We start from the raw sequence: 16,211 nt of genomic DNA, 5'->3' as shown, positions 1-16,211 counted from the left end.
TTCGTTGGCGCTGACCGGCGCGATCCTCGTCAGCGCCTTGGGGCTCACCGGCTGCGCCGCGTCCGCGAAGGACGACGGGACCGGCGGGCGGTCGAAGGGGGGTGACATCGCGATCGGCGCCAGCCTGGAATTGTCGGGGCCCACACAGAGCATTGGCACGGCGTACAAGAAGGCCCTCGAACTGCAAGTGGACTCGATCAACGCGCAGGGCGGAGTGCTGGGCGGACGCAAGCTCAGGCTGATCGTCAAGGACAACCAGACCAAGCCCGCGCAGAACATCACCAACGTCAACGACCTGATCAACAATGATCACGTCGTGGCAGTGATCACAGGTGGTTGTTCGGCGTGCACCGTCCCGGTGACCAGCATCGTGGAGAAGCGCGAGGTGCCACTGATCTCACTGGCGTCGGCAACGGCGATCACCAACCCGGTGTCGGAACGTCAGTACACCTTCAAGATCTCTCCCAACCCCGCTCAGGACGCCGAAGTGCTGCTGGCCGATCTGAAGAAGAAGGGGGTGAAGAGTGTCGGCCTGCTCAATGTCGACAACCCCTACGGACAGGAGGGCCGCACCGCGGTCCTGGCCCAGGCGAGGAAGGCCGGCATCAAGGTCACCGGCACACAGCAGTTCGGCCAGGAGGACAAGGACATGAGCGTCCAGGCGAAACGCCTGGTCGAGGATCGTCCGGAGGCCGTGGTCGTCTGGGCGGTCATGCCGGCTGCCGGGATCATCGCCAAGAACCTGCGGGACGCGGACTTCGACGGTGGTGTCTATCTGGATGCCGGTGCCGGTGCGGAACTCTTCGTCAAGGGCGCTCAAGGAGCCGCGGAGGGCGTGCACATGGTCTTCCCCCGCGTCCTGGCGATAGGTGACGTCACCTCGGGCAGTGAGAGCGTCCGGAACCAGAAGGAGTGGGTGGCGCGCTACACCGACGCGTACCAGGACTACTCCGGGTTCGCCTCCTTCGGGGCGGACGCTGCCCTGATGCTGCGCAACGCCATCGCCAAGTCGGGCGGCACGGACGGTCCCGAGCTGCGCGACACGATCGAGACCATCGGATTCGACGGAGTGTCCGGCCCGATCCGGAACTCGGCAAAGGAGCACTCCGGTCTCCGGCCCGAGTCGCTCGGCGTACTCGTGGTACGTGGCGGCGACTGGCATCTGGCGAACTGACGGGCGACTGAGGGCCACTCGTGGCCTTCCTTGCGAGGGCGAGGAGGCGACGCCGGATGACGGGTAGACGAAGAGTCATGGTGGACACACGACTTCGGCACGGGGAACGGACTCGGCAGGAATCCCGTAGGCGAGGGGCCATGGCGATCTGGCGGTGGGCCAGGTGGGCGGCTCTCTTCCTCGCCGTCGGCTGGGCGCTGAACTCGGTCGTCAAGCTGGTCGAGGGTGCGCAGGGACGCGAGCTGTGGTGGCCGTTGCTCAGTACCGTCATCTGAGCAGCGGAGACCGTGAACGGCTTCGCGACGTACCGTCGGATCAGGACCAGGACACTGCCGGCCCTCACCCGCCGGGCAGCGGCCTGACCGCTGTCCGGCCCACGGCCACGTCATGACCTCATTCAGGGGCGGGGCCGCGCGCAGGTCTGTCCTCCGCGCCCCGCCGGGCTTCCGGGAGCACGTCCGGACGCTCCGGTCGCCCGTCGGACGCGGTACCTGGGCAACGGTCACCCGCGTCCGGCGGGGCAACGATCATGATCTCGTCCGGGGAAGCCCAGACACGTCGTTCCGTCTTGCCGGGAACGAGGCGTACGTCGATCTCCCGGCGCGGGGTGCGCGCATCGTGCGCTCGCTACCCGATCGCGCACTCCCCACGCCTGAGGGCGGACGCCACCCGTCCGGGAAACACGTAGTGCGAGGCCGGGCGCAGGGCCAGGGCGCCACCCCGAGCGGCGAGGAGTTCCTCGAACACAACGGCCATGCCGGTGTTCTACGCGATCCTGGTCATGACCAGGGCCGTCAGCTCGCCGTACACAACGGCGTCCCACTCAGGTCCCAGCGGGGCCAGTGCCAGGCTGCGGTGGTCGGTCAGTTCGGCGACGACGGGCAGGGCCTGTCCCGTCTCCTCCTCGACGGTCCTCAGGTTCAGCAGCCTGAGCAGGAGCTGGTCGTCGGACCGGGCCCGGTGCGGAGCCGCGTTCGGTCCGAGCGCGATCACGCTGTCGTAGCCGAACAGGCCGGCCTGGCTGAGGACCATCTCACCGACAACGGTGAACACCTGGTCGGACCAGCCGAGCACCACCGCGTGCCCTTTCTCCAGCACCCTGGACCGACCCCGCCGCAGTTCTTCCAAGCGGTCACCCAGCCCGGTCGTGGTCACACCCACCAGGGTGGATACGCACAGCAGAGCAATCAATCCCAGGAACACCGACAGGAGCATCCGGAGCGGCGCTCCGGTCACCCCGCCGAGGCGGAGGGCCTCGGCGCTCGTACGCCACACCGCGACCAGCCGATCGAAGAGAGAGCGGGGTGCCCGCGGGTCGGTCCACACCAGGAGCGTGCTGACGGGAACGACGATCGCCAGACAGCAGGCGGCCAGCCGGCCGAGCAATGCCCTAGTGCTTCGGTCCAGTGTCCGGTCGAAGACGTAACGCGCTCGGTGGCGTCAAGAAACCGGACGCCGGCTCGCTATGTCGTGTCCCCCTACAGCCTCGCGCACCGCGTGTGCCATCAGCGGAAGAGTGCTGACGCGAGAACCGAGACCCACCGTGCCACCGAGATATTCACCCGATAGGGAACGGCACGGCGGGCTACGGCTCCGGCAGCGCTGCCCGGAGCCGTAGCCCGGTGTCCTGCCTGAGTGACGTCGGGTCAGCGGAGGCCGAAGGCCCGGGTGACCGTCTGGTGGATGGTGTTGCCGACGGTGTCCCGTGCGCTGGCGCGCACCGTGACGAACTCAGCCCTGCTCGGAGCGTCGAGGCGGAACCCGCCGTCTCCGGTGCGGTCGGCGCGGTGCCAGGTGCGGCCGTCGTCGTAGGACAGCTCCAGGGCGGGTGCGCCGAGGCGGCCGACGTGTGCGGCGTCGGGCAGGTGCGCGGCCGTCACGGTCAGCGGGGCGTGCCGCTTGGCGCGACCGGCGCCGTCGAGCTCGACGCGGTAGTCGAGCTGTATGAGCGGCAGCACCGCTTTGGCCGCCGGGTCGGCGGCGGCAGCGGAGACGAAGTCCCACCGGGTGCGGGTCGCCGAGGAGTACGGCGTGGACGGCGCCTTGCGCTCACCGGTGACGACGAGCCGGTAGGGCAGCTTCCCGGGGCCCGGAGCCTTGCCCTCGACGAGCGAGAAGACGCCCTCGCCGAGGGTCGTGCCGCCCTGGGACAGGGTCATGCGCTGCGTGGTCGCACCGGTGTCGTCCTGGCTGAGGCCGATGTGGTCCCGGCTGCCCCAGGCGGGGACGTCGATGGCCATCGAGTCACCGATGCGCAGGGGCGACCGGTACGCGTCGTTGAGGTGAGGTCGTTCGACGGGCCCGAACCACTCCTCAGACTGGCGGCTGCCGGGCCGGTAGGCCGTCTTGGCGCCGATCTCGTAGACCACGCCTGACGCGTACGCCTCCTGGTTCCAGCGGTAGTCCCCGGTGGAGACCCAGTCGGTACGGGTGCCTCTGACGGGCTCCGGTTGGGGGCCGCCGAAGGTCCAGCCGCTGCCCGGTACCCAGTCGTAGCGGAACTCCCCGCCCGACCTGTCGGGCAGCGGGCTGTCGAAGGCCACGTCGACCCGGGCCAGGGAGCGGGAGTCGGCCCGGGTGGTCATCCGGGTCGGGATCTCGTTGTGCCAGCTCGCCACGAGGTCGTACACGTAGGGGCTGACCGGCTGGGAGGTCACGGTGACCTGCGCACCGCGGACCTTCGCCTGGGCGGCGAGCCTTTCGCCCTCGTCGGTGCTCAGCAGCGCGACGTCGAGGGCGACGGGCGGCCCGAAGGGCTCGCCGTAGCCGCGCAGGGCACGGCCGTCCTCGTTGTTGACCACCAGAAGCAGTTCGGCCCCCGCGGCCACGGCGTTGGCCGCTTGGACACCGTCGGCGACGTCGTCGTTGCGGCGTACCACCACGGCCTTGCCACGGGCATCGATCCGGGCGTAATCGGCGTCGGCGCCGTTGCCCGCGAAGACCAACGGCAGTTTGCGCGTGCCCTTCGGCAGCGCGCTGACGCCCTCCTGGCGCAGGACGTCCGTGAAGTCCGTGGTCCGGGTGGACACCGTCAGCGCGGGCTGCTCCTTGCGCCAGCGGGCGCTGACGCGGAAGTCGCCGTGGGTCACCTTGTGGGTGGTCGGCTGCGCCCACAGGCTGTCGTAAGCGGTCTGGGTCTCCAAGCCCGTCCGGTACGTCATCCCTCCCATGGAGCGCTGGTAGTCCAGGCGCTGGTAGGTCGCCTCGGTCCGCTGGGGCACCGTCGTCTCGATGCGCTCGATCCGGCTCGCGTCGAAGGTGACGGTGGTGTCCTTCGTCAGTTGGACCTCGGGGTCCCCGAGCAGCGCCATGCCCCACGAATGGGGGCCATGGACACCGGGGACGGTCTTGTAGGCGAGGGCCGAGTAGGTGTCCTCAGACAGGTACAGCTCGGTCGTGCCGCTGTCGCCGACCAGGACGGGGAGGGACTCGGAGTCCCCCGACTTCAGCAGGTCGAACACGCCCGGCACAGGATTGCCGTCCGCGTCCTTGAAGTGCACCGTCAGCTTGTGCTGGACCGGACCCACGGACACCGCGGTGTGCGCCACGGTCCGCGCGTCGGCGTCCGTCGCGAGGATCTGGCCGCTGTAGGTGCGGCCACCGGCCGAGCCCGACCCGTCGATCGTCAGCGCGACATCGGCGGTGCCGTGCGCCGGCATGGTGACCCGGGAGGCGGACAGCCGGAACATCCCCTCGGGCGCGTGCGTCGCCGCGACCGACAGATCCAGGGTGACCGCGGTGCCGGTGGTGTTCGTGTACGTCACCGGGCGCCGCACGGGGCCCGGTGAGCTGCCCGGCGCGTAGGCGGTCGCCGAGGCGTACACCCCGGCGCGCACCGCGGCGTCGACGTCCACCCGGCCACTGCCGGCCTGGAAGGCGTCGTACTGCGGAGTGCGGTGCGATCTGCTGACGAGAACGTCCTTCAGAGCGCTGCCGGTGAGCTCGGGACGTGCGGCGGCGAGCAGAGCGGCGGCACCGGCGACGTGCGGCGTGGCCATCGAAGTGCCGCTCAGGCTCCGGTACGCACCGTTGCCGCCTGCGGCGAAGGAGGAGTTGGCGGCGAGGATGCCGACCCCGGGGGCGGTGATCTCCGGCTTCAGCGCGCCGTCCACCCGGGGACCCTGGCTGGAGAACGGGGCCAGGGTGTCGGTGCCGTCCACGGCGCCCACGGTCAGTGCGGAGGTGGCCACACCAGGGGCGCCTACGGTGCCGGCCCCGCCCCCGTTGCCCGCGGCGACGACGAACAGCGCGCCGGTCTGGGCGCTGAGCCGGTCCACGGCCTGGCTCATCGGATCGCTGCCGTCGGACTGCTCACTGGAGCCCAGGCTCATGTTCACGATCTTCGCGTGGCGTTCGACAGTGGCCCACTCCATGGCGGCCAGCGTCCAGGAGATTTGCCCGCGCCCCGAGTTGTCCAGCACCTTGCCGATACTCAGCCGTGCCCCGGGCGCCACTCCCTTCTCCTTGCCGTCGGAGGCCGCGCCGGTGCCGGCGATGGTGGACGCCACGTGGGTGCCGTGCCCGTCGTGGTCGTCGGTGTTCTCGTCCGGTACGAAGCTCTGCCGCGCCGCTATCCGGTCGGCGAGGTCCGGGTGCCCGGCGTCGACGCCGGTATCGAGCACGGCGACCTCCACACCCTGCCCGGTGTTGCCGCCGGACCAGGCCTTCGGGGCGCCGATCTGTGCGGTGCTGTCGGCGAGGTCGGCCTCGACCGGGGCGTCGAGCCAGATGTGTGCGACGCCGTCGCGGAAGGCTGCGTCGGTACGTGCATCCCCGATGCCGCCGTCGACCGAGTTCTCCCCGGTGACGGAATGCCAGAACTCCGCGGCCCGCGCCCGGTCGGCGCTGAGTGCGGCGCCCTGGACACTGGCGAGGTCGCGCACCTTTAGGGCACCGTCCGGGACAGCGGCCGTACGGCGCGCCGCCGCGTTCCGGTACGACACGATCAGTGGGAGCCGCTCACGGGAGGCATCGTCGTACCCGTCCGCGATCAGGTCGGTGACGTTGAACAGTTCGCGATCGAGGCTGCCCTTGGCGACGAAGGGCAGCGCGGACTCCGGGTACACGAACAGGTCACCGTCCGCCTCGGCGAGACGCGACCGCGTGGGCTTCCCGTCCGCGTCCCGCACGGTGACCGTCCCACCGCCTCCGCCCGAGCCCTGCCGACGGGTGGTCACCACGTCCCCGGTGATCAGTGTCACAGTGTGTTCGCCGGTGGGAACGGCGGTGGAAGACGGCGTCTCGTGCGCGGCAAGCGTGGGTGGGGAGCCGGGCCCTGCCATGGCTCGCACGCTGAACGGGCCCGTGAACACGAGCACCGAGGCGGCGGCAACAGCGGCCGTGCTCCAGCATCTTGGATGTCGCTTCAAGTGTCTGTATCTCCTGCGGTCGCGCCGAACGGGGACGATCATCCCCTGGCACTTCGAAGATGACCGAACAAACGGTCTGCTTCTCTGAAGCGCGGTGAGCATACGGTCACCCTGTACACCGTGTGAAGAGCGGCGGCCCACTCCTCGGACCGGCTCGACACTGTCACCCGAATGTCGCGCGATCGTGGCGGGCCGCCGTCCGAAGTTCCGCCCTCTGTCACACGGAGCCTTTCACTGCTCACCGACCGCAGGACACCGTTGAGCACCTCCCCCCTGACAGCCGCGCGACAGTCGGCTCCGCCTCAGGAGAGGTAGTCCTCAACCTCGGAGGCGGTCCGAATATGCGCCGTGTCGGGATTCTGACCTGCGGCGACGCGTGCCTTTCGTTGCCGGAGCAGGTCCCAGCACCGGTCCAGTTCGACCTCCAGACGGGCCAGACGGGCGTGCTCGGTCGACTCGTCGATCACGCGCTCGGCAAGCTGTTCTCGCAGGTCCTCCTCCTGACGGATCATTTCGTTGATGCGACCGAGGATCAGTCCCTCGGCGGCGGCTTCGGAGCCGGTCATGATTCTCCCTGGATGATGGGTTGCCGCTGTCGGTGCGGTCGACGGGTCAGTCGGCCGCACTCTTCACTGTCATTCCGGTGGGCGTGTCCCTGCATCAGCGATGTGACTGCTCCCACCGGGGGAGACCGGCCACGGACGGTACAGAGCGTCGCATGACGTTCTTCTCGTCTTGAGCTCGACGGCCGGCTCAGACAGTGTGATGAAGTCCAGTACGGTGTGGTGGCCGAGTGGCCCGGATGAGGTTGAAGTCACACAGTGTCGGACTGGTGGATAGCAAGGCGCCCCGGACGCGTGACCCTTGCGTTTACGGACCACGGGCGAGTCATGTGCACGAGCACCCCTATGTGATCCGGAAGAAGCAGGAGAGCAATGCCTACTGGTAAAACGACGGATCTGGCTCGGTTCCTTTCCGACCTCGAGACGTACGCGGAGCTTGCCGAGGTCAACTTCGACAACCGAGTCGTCGAGCAGGTGGTTGACGTTTTCGCGGAGCAGTTCGCTACGGGAACCATCACGGTCCGCACGACGACACACGAAGCCGCCATCCGTAGTGTGAACTTCCGTTACATGTACCCGGATTCGCCCCATGATCCGGTCGGGATCGCCCGGGCACACGGACTTCTTCCCGACGCCGATCCTGCCGTCATGTCGCTGCTCGCGGAGGTCACCGACAGGATCCCCCTGTGGTGGGGCCTGGACGCGTCCGTGGGAAACGGCGTACAGAAGGTCTGGGCGTTCTTCGAGCAGCCCCTGAAATTCAACGACATCGCTTCGCTGCAGAACGTGCCACCTTCCCTACGTGGCCATCGTGAACGTTTCGACGGGGCTCGTATCGACAGATTCGCGATCATGGGGTTCGATTTCCGCAACAACACGACGAACCTCTACTCCGAGATGGTCAGTCCCGGCTATTTCGACCAGGAAGAATTGGCCGGGATGATCCGGGACATGGGCTCCCTCCTGCCGGACAACGAGGAGATCGAGCGCTGCCGGGGAGCGATCAACGTCTACTACACGTTCGACTGGAACTCGTCGCGGGCCCGCAGGCTCTGCTTCGCAGTTCCGTCGAGGGAGGGGGAGTTCCCCGCCCACCTCCATCCGCTCGCCGCCCGCTTCGCCACCGAGGCTCCGGTGCAGGCTGAGCGGAGGGAACTGATCTTCAACCCGACCTTCAGTGCCGGTGGCGACTACTTGAAGATGGAGGCGGACTACACCGGTGATGCCGCATCCCGGGTCTTTGGCTACTGGAACCGCTGATCGCCCCTCGAACGCATCCATCACATGCACGGCCCCCGGGAGCAACGTTCCGGGGGCCGTGCCCGTAGGTGAGCGCAATGCCGAACATTAGGTTCCCCGGCGCCGCGACCGAGCTGTCTTTTCGTAACCAATGACCGGGCAGGAGCGCCGCCTGTGACAGGGCGACGGAGCCGAGGTCCATCCATTCCCGGGTACTTCACCAGAGAATGACTGTGGAATGACTGCCGATCCGCTCAGTGGTCCTGATCGCCTTCGGTGGCGGCGTAGGTTCGGACCATGAAGCACCACGACGTCTGAACGAGGCCCTTGTACGGCTACTCGTCTCGGGAAGGAAACGTGGAGTGATGGGCGCCAAGAGGGTTGGGAAACACGACAGTCGGGACGGACGGGGACGTGCGCAACCCTCGCTGTCGGACCGTGAACCACCCACCGGACCACCCGGTCGGGCGGACGACGTCTTCGCCCGGCAAGGGCCACGGCTGTTCAGGATCGCGTACGGCATGCTCGGCAGCGCCACGCAGGCAGAAGACGTCGTGCGGGACGTCCGGCGGCACTGGCAGACGACCGAGCGCGCGGTGGTGGCTGATCCACAGGTGTACCTGACCACGGCCGCGACTCGATTGTCGATCCGTGCCGCGCACTCCGCCAGGCTGCGGCGCGCGTCCTACATCGGCCCCTGGCTTCCCGAGCCCCTGGACACGGACAACGACGGGACCGCCACCGCGAGCACGGAGCCGGTCGAGTTCGACGTGCTCCTCATGCTCGAGCAGCTGGACATCGCGGAACGGGCGGCCTTCGTGCTGCGGGAGACGCTGGCCTCCCCCTATTCCGAGGTCGCCGCCGTGCTCGGCATCGACGGGGCCCGAGCCCGGCACCTGGTGCACCGAGCGCGACGGCACCTCGCCACGGGCCGCGTGGCGGACGGCGTCACAGTCCGGCAAGGCCGCGACGACACTGCCGATGAGACGCGTGAGGACGACGGTGCCGAGGATTACGAGGCCGTCTGACCGGGCCGACGCCCGCCGACCGTCCGTGACGTCGTGCCTCTCGCCGGCTCTGTGCCGACGTCTTCCAGGGTGACATCGCCACGGGCAAGCAGCCGGCGCTCGTGAAGACCGCCAACGTCTGCGCGGCCCTGCACGAACGCGGACTGGACCGGCCCGTGGACAACGGCTTCGCCTTGGGCCCGGGCCTGCTGCGGCTCGCACCGTCTTATTTGGACGCCTCGACCCGATACAAGTCTTCCTGGAGCAGGCGAGCCGCCCGGGCGACCGGGAGGAGACGCTCCAACTGGCCACCTTGGACGGCACGGACGTCGTCTACCCGGCCGTCCATGAGTGCACCGTCCTGATTCGCCTCACCAGCAGGGCGGGCGCGAGGCTTCCGGTCACCTGCACGGAGTTGGCAAGGCCATGCTGGCCGACCTGGACGACGCCGCCATACGTGAACGGCTGGCGCACCGCCAGCCGTTCCAGGTCCGCACATCCTGGTCGATCACGAGCCTCGACACGCTGCTCGCCGACGTGCGCGAAACGCGCTCGGCCGGGCACGCCGTCAACGACCAGGAGACCGCCGAGGGCATCGTCTGTGTCGCGGCCGCCGTGCCGGGCCTGCCGGCGGACGGTAGGCCCTTCGCCGCCAGCTCGTCCCTGCTCAAGTCCCGGGCCACACCCGAGCGGGTGGCCGCAGCAGCCGCACTCATCAAGGGCGTCGCGTCGTACGACGGATGAGCGGAGCAGTCTCACCGCCCCGCCACCTGGCTCCGGCGTTCTGGTCAGGATGAGGCCGCCGATCCGGGCCACTCCGGCGGCGGAGGTTCACGTAGGGGTCCGCAGGGCGGTGAACGGCGTCGGCGAGTTTCTGGCCGACACGGTGGGAGAGGCGTCGCCGAGGCGGTCCTCAGCCTGCTCGCCTGCTCCTGCTGGGCTGCCTGCTTCTGATCGTCTATCTGAGCCGGTCCTTCGACCCACGCTTGACCATCGCGGGAGCGATGGCTGCCTGATCGAATCACCGTCGAGATCATTGGATATCTCGACGGTGCGTCCACTTCTGCTCGGCGACCGTTTCCCTGTTCCTGATGGCGAGACGCACCTCACAGTGCACCGGCGTCACGTATCAGGGCACGGACGGTCAAGTAGGGGTGTAACGGCGGAACAGTCGTGAGACGGAACCGGCCGACTTACGCCCCACGAAGGAGGTTCCACTGTCATGAGCGCACTCACCGGCCTTCTGTCGGTTGACGGCATCCGGCTCGACGTAGAAGCGGAGGACTGGAGGTCCGCCGTTCGCGCGTCCGGGCAGGTACTGGTCGACGAGGGCATCAGTACGGCCGAATACACCGAGGCGATGGTGCACAACGTTGAGGAGAACGGCCCGTACATCGTCATCGCCCCGGGGTTCGCCCTGGCCCACACCCGCCCCTCCGAGGCGGTGTTGAAGACCGGCATGTCCTGGTTGAGGCTGGCCGCTCCCGTCGCCTTCGGTCACGAGACCAATGATCCGGTGCACCTCGTCGTGGCGCTCGCCGCCGTCGACTCGAAGGCACACACGGCGGCGCTGGCGGAGCTGGCGAAGGTACTCGCCGACGGCGACAACGTCCGCGCCCTGCAGCAGGCGACGAGCCCCCAGCAAGTTCTGCGGGTGCTCGAGGGCGAGCCAACCGGCGCCGACGGCCAGGGCGGCTCATCGGCCGTCTCGGCCAAGGACGCTGCTCCGGCTTTGTCGGAGCAGAAGATCCTCACCGTCTGCGGCAACGGTGTGGGGACCAGTCTGTTCCTGAAGAACACCCTGGAGCAGGTCCTCGACCGCTGGGGCTGGTCCCGTCAGGTGTCGGTGGAGGCCACCGACACCATCTCCGCCAAGGGGAAGGCGTCGGAAGCCGTCGCCATCCTCACCTCTCAGGAGATAGCCAGAACGCTGGGTGACGTCGGCATCCCCGTGAAGGTCGTCCGGGACTTCAGCAGCACCACCGAGGTCGACGCGGTCCTGCGCGACACCTACGACGTGTGACGAGAGAGAACCTGTCATGGACTGGGTCATAGACATTGCGAAGTTTCTCGTCAACGAGATACTCAGCCAGCCCGCCTACCTGATCGGCATCATCACCGCGGTGGGCCTGGCAGCCCTGAAGAGGTCAGTCGGGCAGACGGTCGGCGGCGCCATCAAGGCCACCCTGGGCCTGCTGCTGGTCGGGGCGGGCGCGAGCCTCGTCAGCTCGTCCCTGGATCCGCTGGGCCGGATGATCCAGGGCACCACCGGCACCCACGGCGTGATTCCGACCAACGAGGCCATCGTCGGCATCGCGCAGAGCGAGTTCGGTGCCCGCGTCGCCTGGCTGATGATCCTCGGGTTCCTGGTGAGTCTGGCCCTGGCCCGGTTCACGCCGCTGCGCTACGTGTTTCTCACCGGCCACCACATGCTGTTCATGGCGACCCTGCTGACCATCGTCATGGCCACCGCCGGGCAGGGCTCGGTCGCGGTGGTGCTCGGCGGCGGCGCGCTTCTGGGCATCCTGCTGGTCGCCCTCCCTGCCTTCGCGCACCCCTGGACGAAGAAGGTCACCGGCAACGACACGTTGGCCATCGGCCACTTCGGCACCGCCGGCTACATCGTGTCCGGCGCCACGGGGCAACTCGTGGGCAAGAACAGCCGCAGCACGGAGGAGATGAAGCTGCCCGAGGGGCTGCGCTTCCTGCGTGACTCCATGGTCGCCACCGCTCTGTCCATGGTCCTCATCTACCTGGTGATGTCCCTGCTGTTCCTGGCCAAGGTCGGCCAGGACGCGGCGTTCAAAGCGTTCTCCGGCAGCGGCGGTGACCCAGCGGCCAACGTGGGCAACTACATCATGCAGTCGGTGATGCAGGGCCTCCAGTTCGGTATCGGCGTCGCGGTCATCCTCTTCGGCGTCCGCACCATCCTCGGTGAACTGGTGCCCGCCTTCCAGGGCATCGCCAGGCGTGTGGTGCCCGGTGCCAAGCCGGCCCTGGACGCCCCGATCGTCTTCCCGTACGCGCAGAACGCCGTACTGATCGGGTTCATCTTCAGCTTCCTGGGCGGCCTGACAGGCCTGGCGGCTCTCATCTGGGTGTTCAACCCCGCCTTCGGACTGGCCCTGGTGCTGCCCGGGCTCGTTCCGCACTTCTTCACTGGCGGTGCGGCCGGTGTCTACGGCAACGCCACCGGCGGACGCCGCGGCGCCGCGGTGGGCTCCTTCGTCAACGGTCTGCTGATCACGTTCCTGCCAGCGACTCTGCTCAAGGCGCTCGGCTCGTTCGGAGAGGCGAACACGACCTTCGGCGACGCCGACTTCGGCTGGTTCGGTGCCGTGCTCGGTAGTATCGGCAAGCTCGACGGAACCGTGGGGCTGATCGGCATGCTGACCTTCGGTCTGCTCATCCTGGCCGGTGCCTGGATCATGCAGACGAAGGTCGTCGACCGTGGTTGGATCCCGGGCGGTGGCATCACCGCGGCCCCCGCGGACGCGGCCGTCGTCGTTCCCGCACAGGCTGCGGGGACGACGACGTATGCGAAGATCGCCCCACCGCGCGGCGTTCCCACACCACCGCCCGCTCCCTGAGCGGTAGTTGGCGGGCGGCCCGTGGACGGCGCGCCGTGGCCGGTCGAAGTGACGCCGGTGCCGGCGAGGCGTCGGTCGTACGAGCCAGAGACGGGGAACGGTGCGTTGTACCGGAGGGCCGGGGCAGTCGCCGTGACGTCTGCCCCGGCCCTCCTGTACATGTGGTAGCCGGCGTTGGTGATCCGGGCTGGGGACATGCCGACGGCGGCGACAGGATGCGGAGGTGGCGGGTGGGACTCGGTGGACAGCCGGTCCTGTCGACTCCGGGAACGCGGGACGGCCAGCCGCGTGTCAGCGGTCGGCCGTCGAGGAACGCGACGAGGTATGCCGTATCGGGCGCCTTTCGGTCCGCAAGCGGCGCCTCAGACGAGCGGAGGGGTGAACGTCGCCGAGTAGCCGCCTCGCTCGCCGTTTCGCCCGTCGGGCGGCCGGGGGCTCTCCCGGCCGACCGGCCGAAGGTGCTCTGCGTGGGTGTCGAACATTCAGGCGGTGGCCTGTGCCGCCTTGTTGATGAGGCGCGCGACGTCGCCGGGATGCGAGACGCTGACGGCGTGCGAGCAGGTAAGGCTTATGACCGCGGCTTTGGCACGTTCGGCCATGAAGACCTGGGTCTGCGCCGGGATGTTGCGGCCCTCGGTGGCCACGAGAGCCCACGAGGGGATTGTCCTTCCACGCCGCGGCCCAGGCGCCCTCCCCGAGCGCGGCATCGGTCACGGGACGCTGGATGGCCGCCATGACCGCGGTGGTATCTGCGGGGACGTCAGCGGCGAACTGCTGATCGAACGCGCTTTGCTCGATGTGTGCGAGCGTCGACGGCCGGCCCCGGAGAAGTCCAGGGCGGCCGGGCTGCGAAGTCCGGCGAGGAGGGTCTCGTGCAGCCGGGGCCACAGCCCGGCCTCGGTCCACTCGGCTAGGCGGCGCCAGCAAGTCATGCCAAAACCGAAGCCGAGTTCCTGCGGCAGGTGTTCGCAGGAGATCCCGGTGTACAGCACGAACAGGATGCCCTGGAACACCAGCAGGTCAGGATGGCGCTTGCGCCCGGGATGCCGGATCCGGCGATCGACCCTGGGAAGCAGCGGTTCGAACACAGTCCACAGCTTGTCGTCGACCTCCCACGGCTTCGGCCGCGCCACCCTGCACCCCCTGATCGCCCGTCTGGGAGTGATCCGACGATCTCGAAGACCCTTGCCACCGGGGGCGACACTCGCTGGGTATGCGGGTGCTGGCCTCACCCACCGGTCCGGTCCGGACCGGTGCTCTCCTGCCGCAGTACGCGCACGTCGCAGACGGCCGTCGCGAACGCCTCGGGACGTTCCTGTGGGAGGTTGTGACCGGCGCCGGCCACCTTGCGGTGCAGGCGGGGCCCGGTGAAGTGCCGGGCCATCGCGGAGCTGTCCGTAGCCGGGAAGTTGCCGTCGGCCAAGCCGTCGAGCGTGACCGTCGGCACGGGAACCGGCGGGAGACCGGCGAGACGTGCTTCGAGCTTCGCGTACGCGTCGGCGCCGGGGGCGAAGCCCAGTCGGTGCCGGTAGGAGTGGACCACGACGTCGGTGTAGTCGGGGTTGGCGAAGGCTCTCGCGGTCCGATCCAGGTCGCGCTCACGGAAGGCCCACTCGGGGGAGTTGCGTTCCCAGATTACCCGAGCGACCTCCCGGGGGTCGGCGGCCAGACCAGCACGGCCCCGTTCGGTGAGGAAGTAGTAGAAGTACCAGAAGCCCGCCTCGCGTTCGGGCGGGAGGGGCCGCTTCGCGGCGCCGATGTCCTGAATGAGATAGCCGTTCACCGAGACCAGGCCGAGGACGCGCTCGGGCCACAGGGCCGCGGTGACGCACGCGGCACGCCCTCCCCAGTCGTAGCCCGCGAGGTAGGCCCGTTCGACGCCCAATGCGTCCATGAGCGCGAGGACGTCGGCACCGAGCGCTGCCTGTTGTCCGGAGCGGGGAGCCGACGGCGACAGGAAGGCCGTGGGGCCGTGGCCCCGCAGGTAGGGAACCACGACGTGGAAACCGTGTCCCGCCAGCAGCGGGGCCACGTCCACGTAGCTGTGGATGTCGTAGGGGAAGCCGTGCAGGAGCAGCACGGTGTCACCGCCCTCGGGGCCCGCCTCGTGGTAGGCGACGTCCAGGACGTCCGTCCGCACGCGCCGGAGGGGGGTCAGTGGCTGGTGTTCTTGCATGGTGATCCTCTGTGCTCCGCGTCAGGGGGACAGGGTGGAAACCTCGCCGCACAGTTCTCGGGAACGGCGAGGTTACGGATCACAGACCGCATACCCGTCGGAAGTGTGACAGGGGGACGGCGCCAGGAAGGGGGAGGGCCATCGAGCCCTGGTACTCCGACGATCACGGTTGTGGCCAGCATGATGACGAAGCACGTCGCGGACGCCGTCGGAGACGACGGTCGTCGTAGGGCTTCTGCTCCGATCCCTCCGCAGAGGAGACGCGCTTTCGCCGCCGCGACCACCACCGGGCGTTCGGAGACCTCGCTCGACCGTTTGCCCCCTATCCCGCATCCGCACGGCGCACGTGAGGGACCGCCGCAGTGCCGCCCTTGTGGTGCGGGGAGAGATCGGCATCGGCAAGACTGCAGGCCTCGACCACCTGGCGGCCCACGCGCAGGGCTGCCGCACGGTTCGTGCCCGGGTAGCGACGCCGAGATGGAGCTGCCGTTCGGACTTCACCAGCTCTGCGGCCCCTAGCTCGACGACGCCGATCACCTCTCCGCCCTCCCAGCGCGAAGCACTCGACGTGGCGTTCGAGGTTGTGACTGTGGATCTGGAAGGGGTACCCGATGCCATGGTTCCGCGCGGCGCGTACCGGGCAGGCACTGTGCGGTACCCGATTACAGGAGTCCCCACCGCCTGAATACGCGGGTGAACGGGGGCAGTAGCACCTGAACGTCAGGAATGAAGTGCCCGGCTGCGCTCCTATGGGAAATGTTGCCCCATGTCGGAAGATATTCCTTCGGAATACACAGAGTTCAGAGCAGTCGGGCGTGATGGGGCATAGGCTCTCGATTCAGTCATGGCGGAGCGGCAACCGAAATCACCTGGTTCAAGCCGGTGTGGGGAGTGCCGCGTTGTGGAGTCCGGCCGGGGCCGGCCGCGCACGCAGCCAGACAGTGTCACGGCGGCAAGCGCGTACAGCAACGGCCCTGCCGCGAACACCTGCGGCGACGCGGTACCCGACTTACCCTCCCGGAGTGGGCGGTGCCGGATTGCCGGGTCGGTCACCGTTCTGTGTTCACCCGCACCGGATCATCGACGTCCGACC

13 protein-coding genes and 1 pseudogene are annotated in these 16,211 nt (G+C 68.6%); 7 read left to right on the top strand and 7 right to left on the bottom strand.

Features of this window, described 5'->3' with window-relative positions:
* Positions 1 to 4: 4 nt before the first annotated feature.
* Both J3486_RS14365 and J3486_RS44680 read left to right on the top strand, forming a co-directional pair.
* Positions 5 to 1,174, top strand: coding sequence for an ABC transporter substrate-binding protein (locus J3486_RS14365; protein ID WP_229377984.1), 1,170 nt, complete (start codon positions 5 to 7; stop codon positions 1,172 to 1,174).
* Between the two features lie 140 nt (positions 1,175 to 1,314).
* On the top strand, positions 1,315 to 1,449 hold the full coding sequence (locus tag J3486_RS44680; RefSeq protein WP_267878190.1) for a hypothetical protein: 135 nt from the start codon (positions 1,315 to 1,317) through the stop codon (positions 1,447 to 1,449).
* Positions 1,450 to 1,801: 352 nt separating this feature from the next.
* On the opposite strand, the gene J3486_RS44935 is transcribed toward J3486_RS44680, so the two are convergent.
* From J3486_RS44935 to J3486_RS14345, 4 genes and pseudogenes are all read right to left on the bottom strand, one after another.
* Positions 1,802 to 1,930, bottom strand: coding sequence for a hypothetical protein (locus J3486_RS44935; RefSeq protein WP_307804811.1), 129 nt, complete (start codon positions 1,928 to 1,930; stop codon positions 1,802 to 1,804).
* A 258-nt stretch (positions 1,931 to 2,188) separates the two neighbouring features.
* A pseudogene (locus J3486_RS45185) lies at positions 2,189 to 2,581 on the bottom strand (NAD-binding lipoprotein); the annotation flags it as partial.
* A 239-nt stretch (positions 2,582 to 2,820) separates the two neighbouring features.
* Positions 2,821 to 6,543, bottom strand: coding sequence for a S8 family serine peptidase (locus tag J3486_RS14350; protein WP_207820666.1), 3,723 nt, complete (start codon positions 6,541 to 6,543; stop codon positions 2,821 to 2,823).
* A 302-nt stretch (positions 6,544 to 6,845) separates the two neighbouring features.
* On the bottom strand, positions 6,846 to 7,109 hold the full coding sequence (locus J3486_RS14345; protein ID WP_207820665.1) for a DUF2630 family protein: 264 nt from the start codon (positions 7,107 to 7,109) through the stop codon (positions 6,846 to 6,848).
* Between the two features lie 369 nt (positions 7,110 to 7,478).
* Between J3486_RS14345 and J3486_RS14340 the strand changes: the two genes are divergently transcribed.
* From J3486_RS14340 to J3486_RS14320, 5 genes are all read left to right on the top strand, one after another.
* Complete coding sequence (locus tag J3486_RS14340; RefSeq protein ID WP_207820664.1) at positions 7,479 to 8,366, top strand: aromatic prenyltransferase; 888 nt, start codon at positions 7,479 to 7,481, stop codon at positions 8,364 to 8,366.
* A gap of 500 nt (positions 8,367 to 8,866) precedes the next feature.
* On the top strand, positions 8,867 to 9,373 hold the full coding sequence (locus tag J3486_RS14335; protein WP_229377982.1) for a sigma factor-like helix-turn-helix DNA-binding protein: 507 nt from the start codon (positions 8,867 to 8,869) through the stop codon (positions 9,371 to 9,373).
* 405 nt (positions 9,374 to 9,778) lie between these two features.
* Entirely contained in the window at positions 9,779 to 10,096 is a 318-nt protein-coding gene (locus J3486_RS44040; RefSeq protein ID WP_229377981.1) for an IclR family transcriptional regulator C-terminal domain-containing protein, read from the top strand.
* Positions 10,097 to 10,574: 478 nt separating this feature from the next.
* Positions 10,575 to 11,375 (top strand): PTS sugar transporter subunit IIA, encoded by an 801-nt coding sequence (locus J3486_RS14325; RefSeq protein WP_207820662.1) that lies wholly within the window; start codon positions 10,575 to 10,577, stop codon positions 11,373 to 11,375.
* Between the two features lie 16 nt (positions 11,376 to 11,391).
* Positions 11,392 to 12,942: a PTS ascorbate transporter subunit IIC gene (locus J3486_RS14320; protein WP_207820661.1), complete on the top strand. Its 1,551-nt coding sequence runs from the start codon at positions 11,392 to 11,394 to the stop codon at positions 12,940 to 12,942.
* 482 nt (positions 12,943 to 13,424) lie between these two features.
* Here the strand turns inward: J3486_RS14320 and J3486_RS45180 are convergent, their stop codons facing one another.
* From J3486_RS45180 to J3486_RS14305, 3 genes are all read right to left on the bottom strand, one after another.
* Positions 13,425 to 13,586: a hypothetical protein gene (locus tag J3486_RS45180; protein WP_229377980.1), complete on the bottom strand. Its 162-nt coding sequence runs from the start codon at positions 13,584 to 13,586 to the stop codon at positions 13,425 to 13,427.
* A gap of 66 nt (positions 13,587 to 13,652) precedes the next feature.
* Positions 13,653 to 14,075, bottom strand: coding sequence for a transposase (locus J3486_RS14310; RefSeq protein WP_207820660.1), 423 nt, complete (start codon positions 14,073 to 14,075; stop codon positions 13,653 to 13,655).
* Between the two features lie 95 nt (positions 14,076 to 14,170).
* The gene (locus J3486_RS14305) at positions 14,171 to 15,082 is read right to left on the bottom strand and encodes an alpha/beta hydrolase (RefSeq protein ID WP_307804809.1); all 912 of its coding nucleotides are present in this window, start codon (positions 15,080 to 15,082) and stop codon (positions 14,171 to 14,173) included.
* Positions 15,083 to 16,211: the final 1,129 nt, after the last annotated feature.

Origin of the sequence: Streptomyces sp. VRA16 Mangrove soil (assembly GCF_017377775.1) — a bacterium.
GTDB lineage: Bacteria > Actinomycetota > Actinomycetes > Streptomycetales > Streptomycetaceae > Streptomyces.
This window is presented reverse-complemented; position numbering and strand designations above follow the sequence as displayed.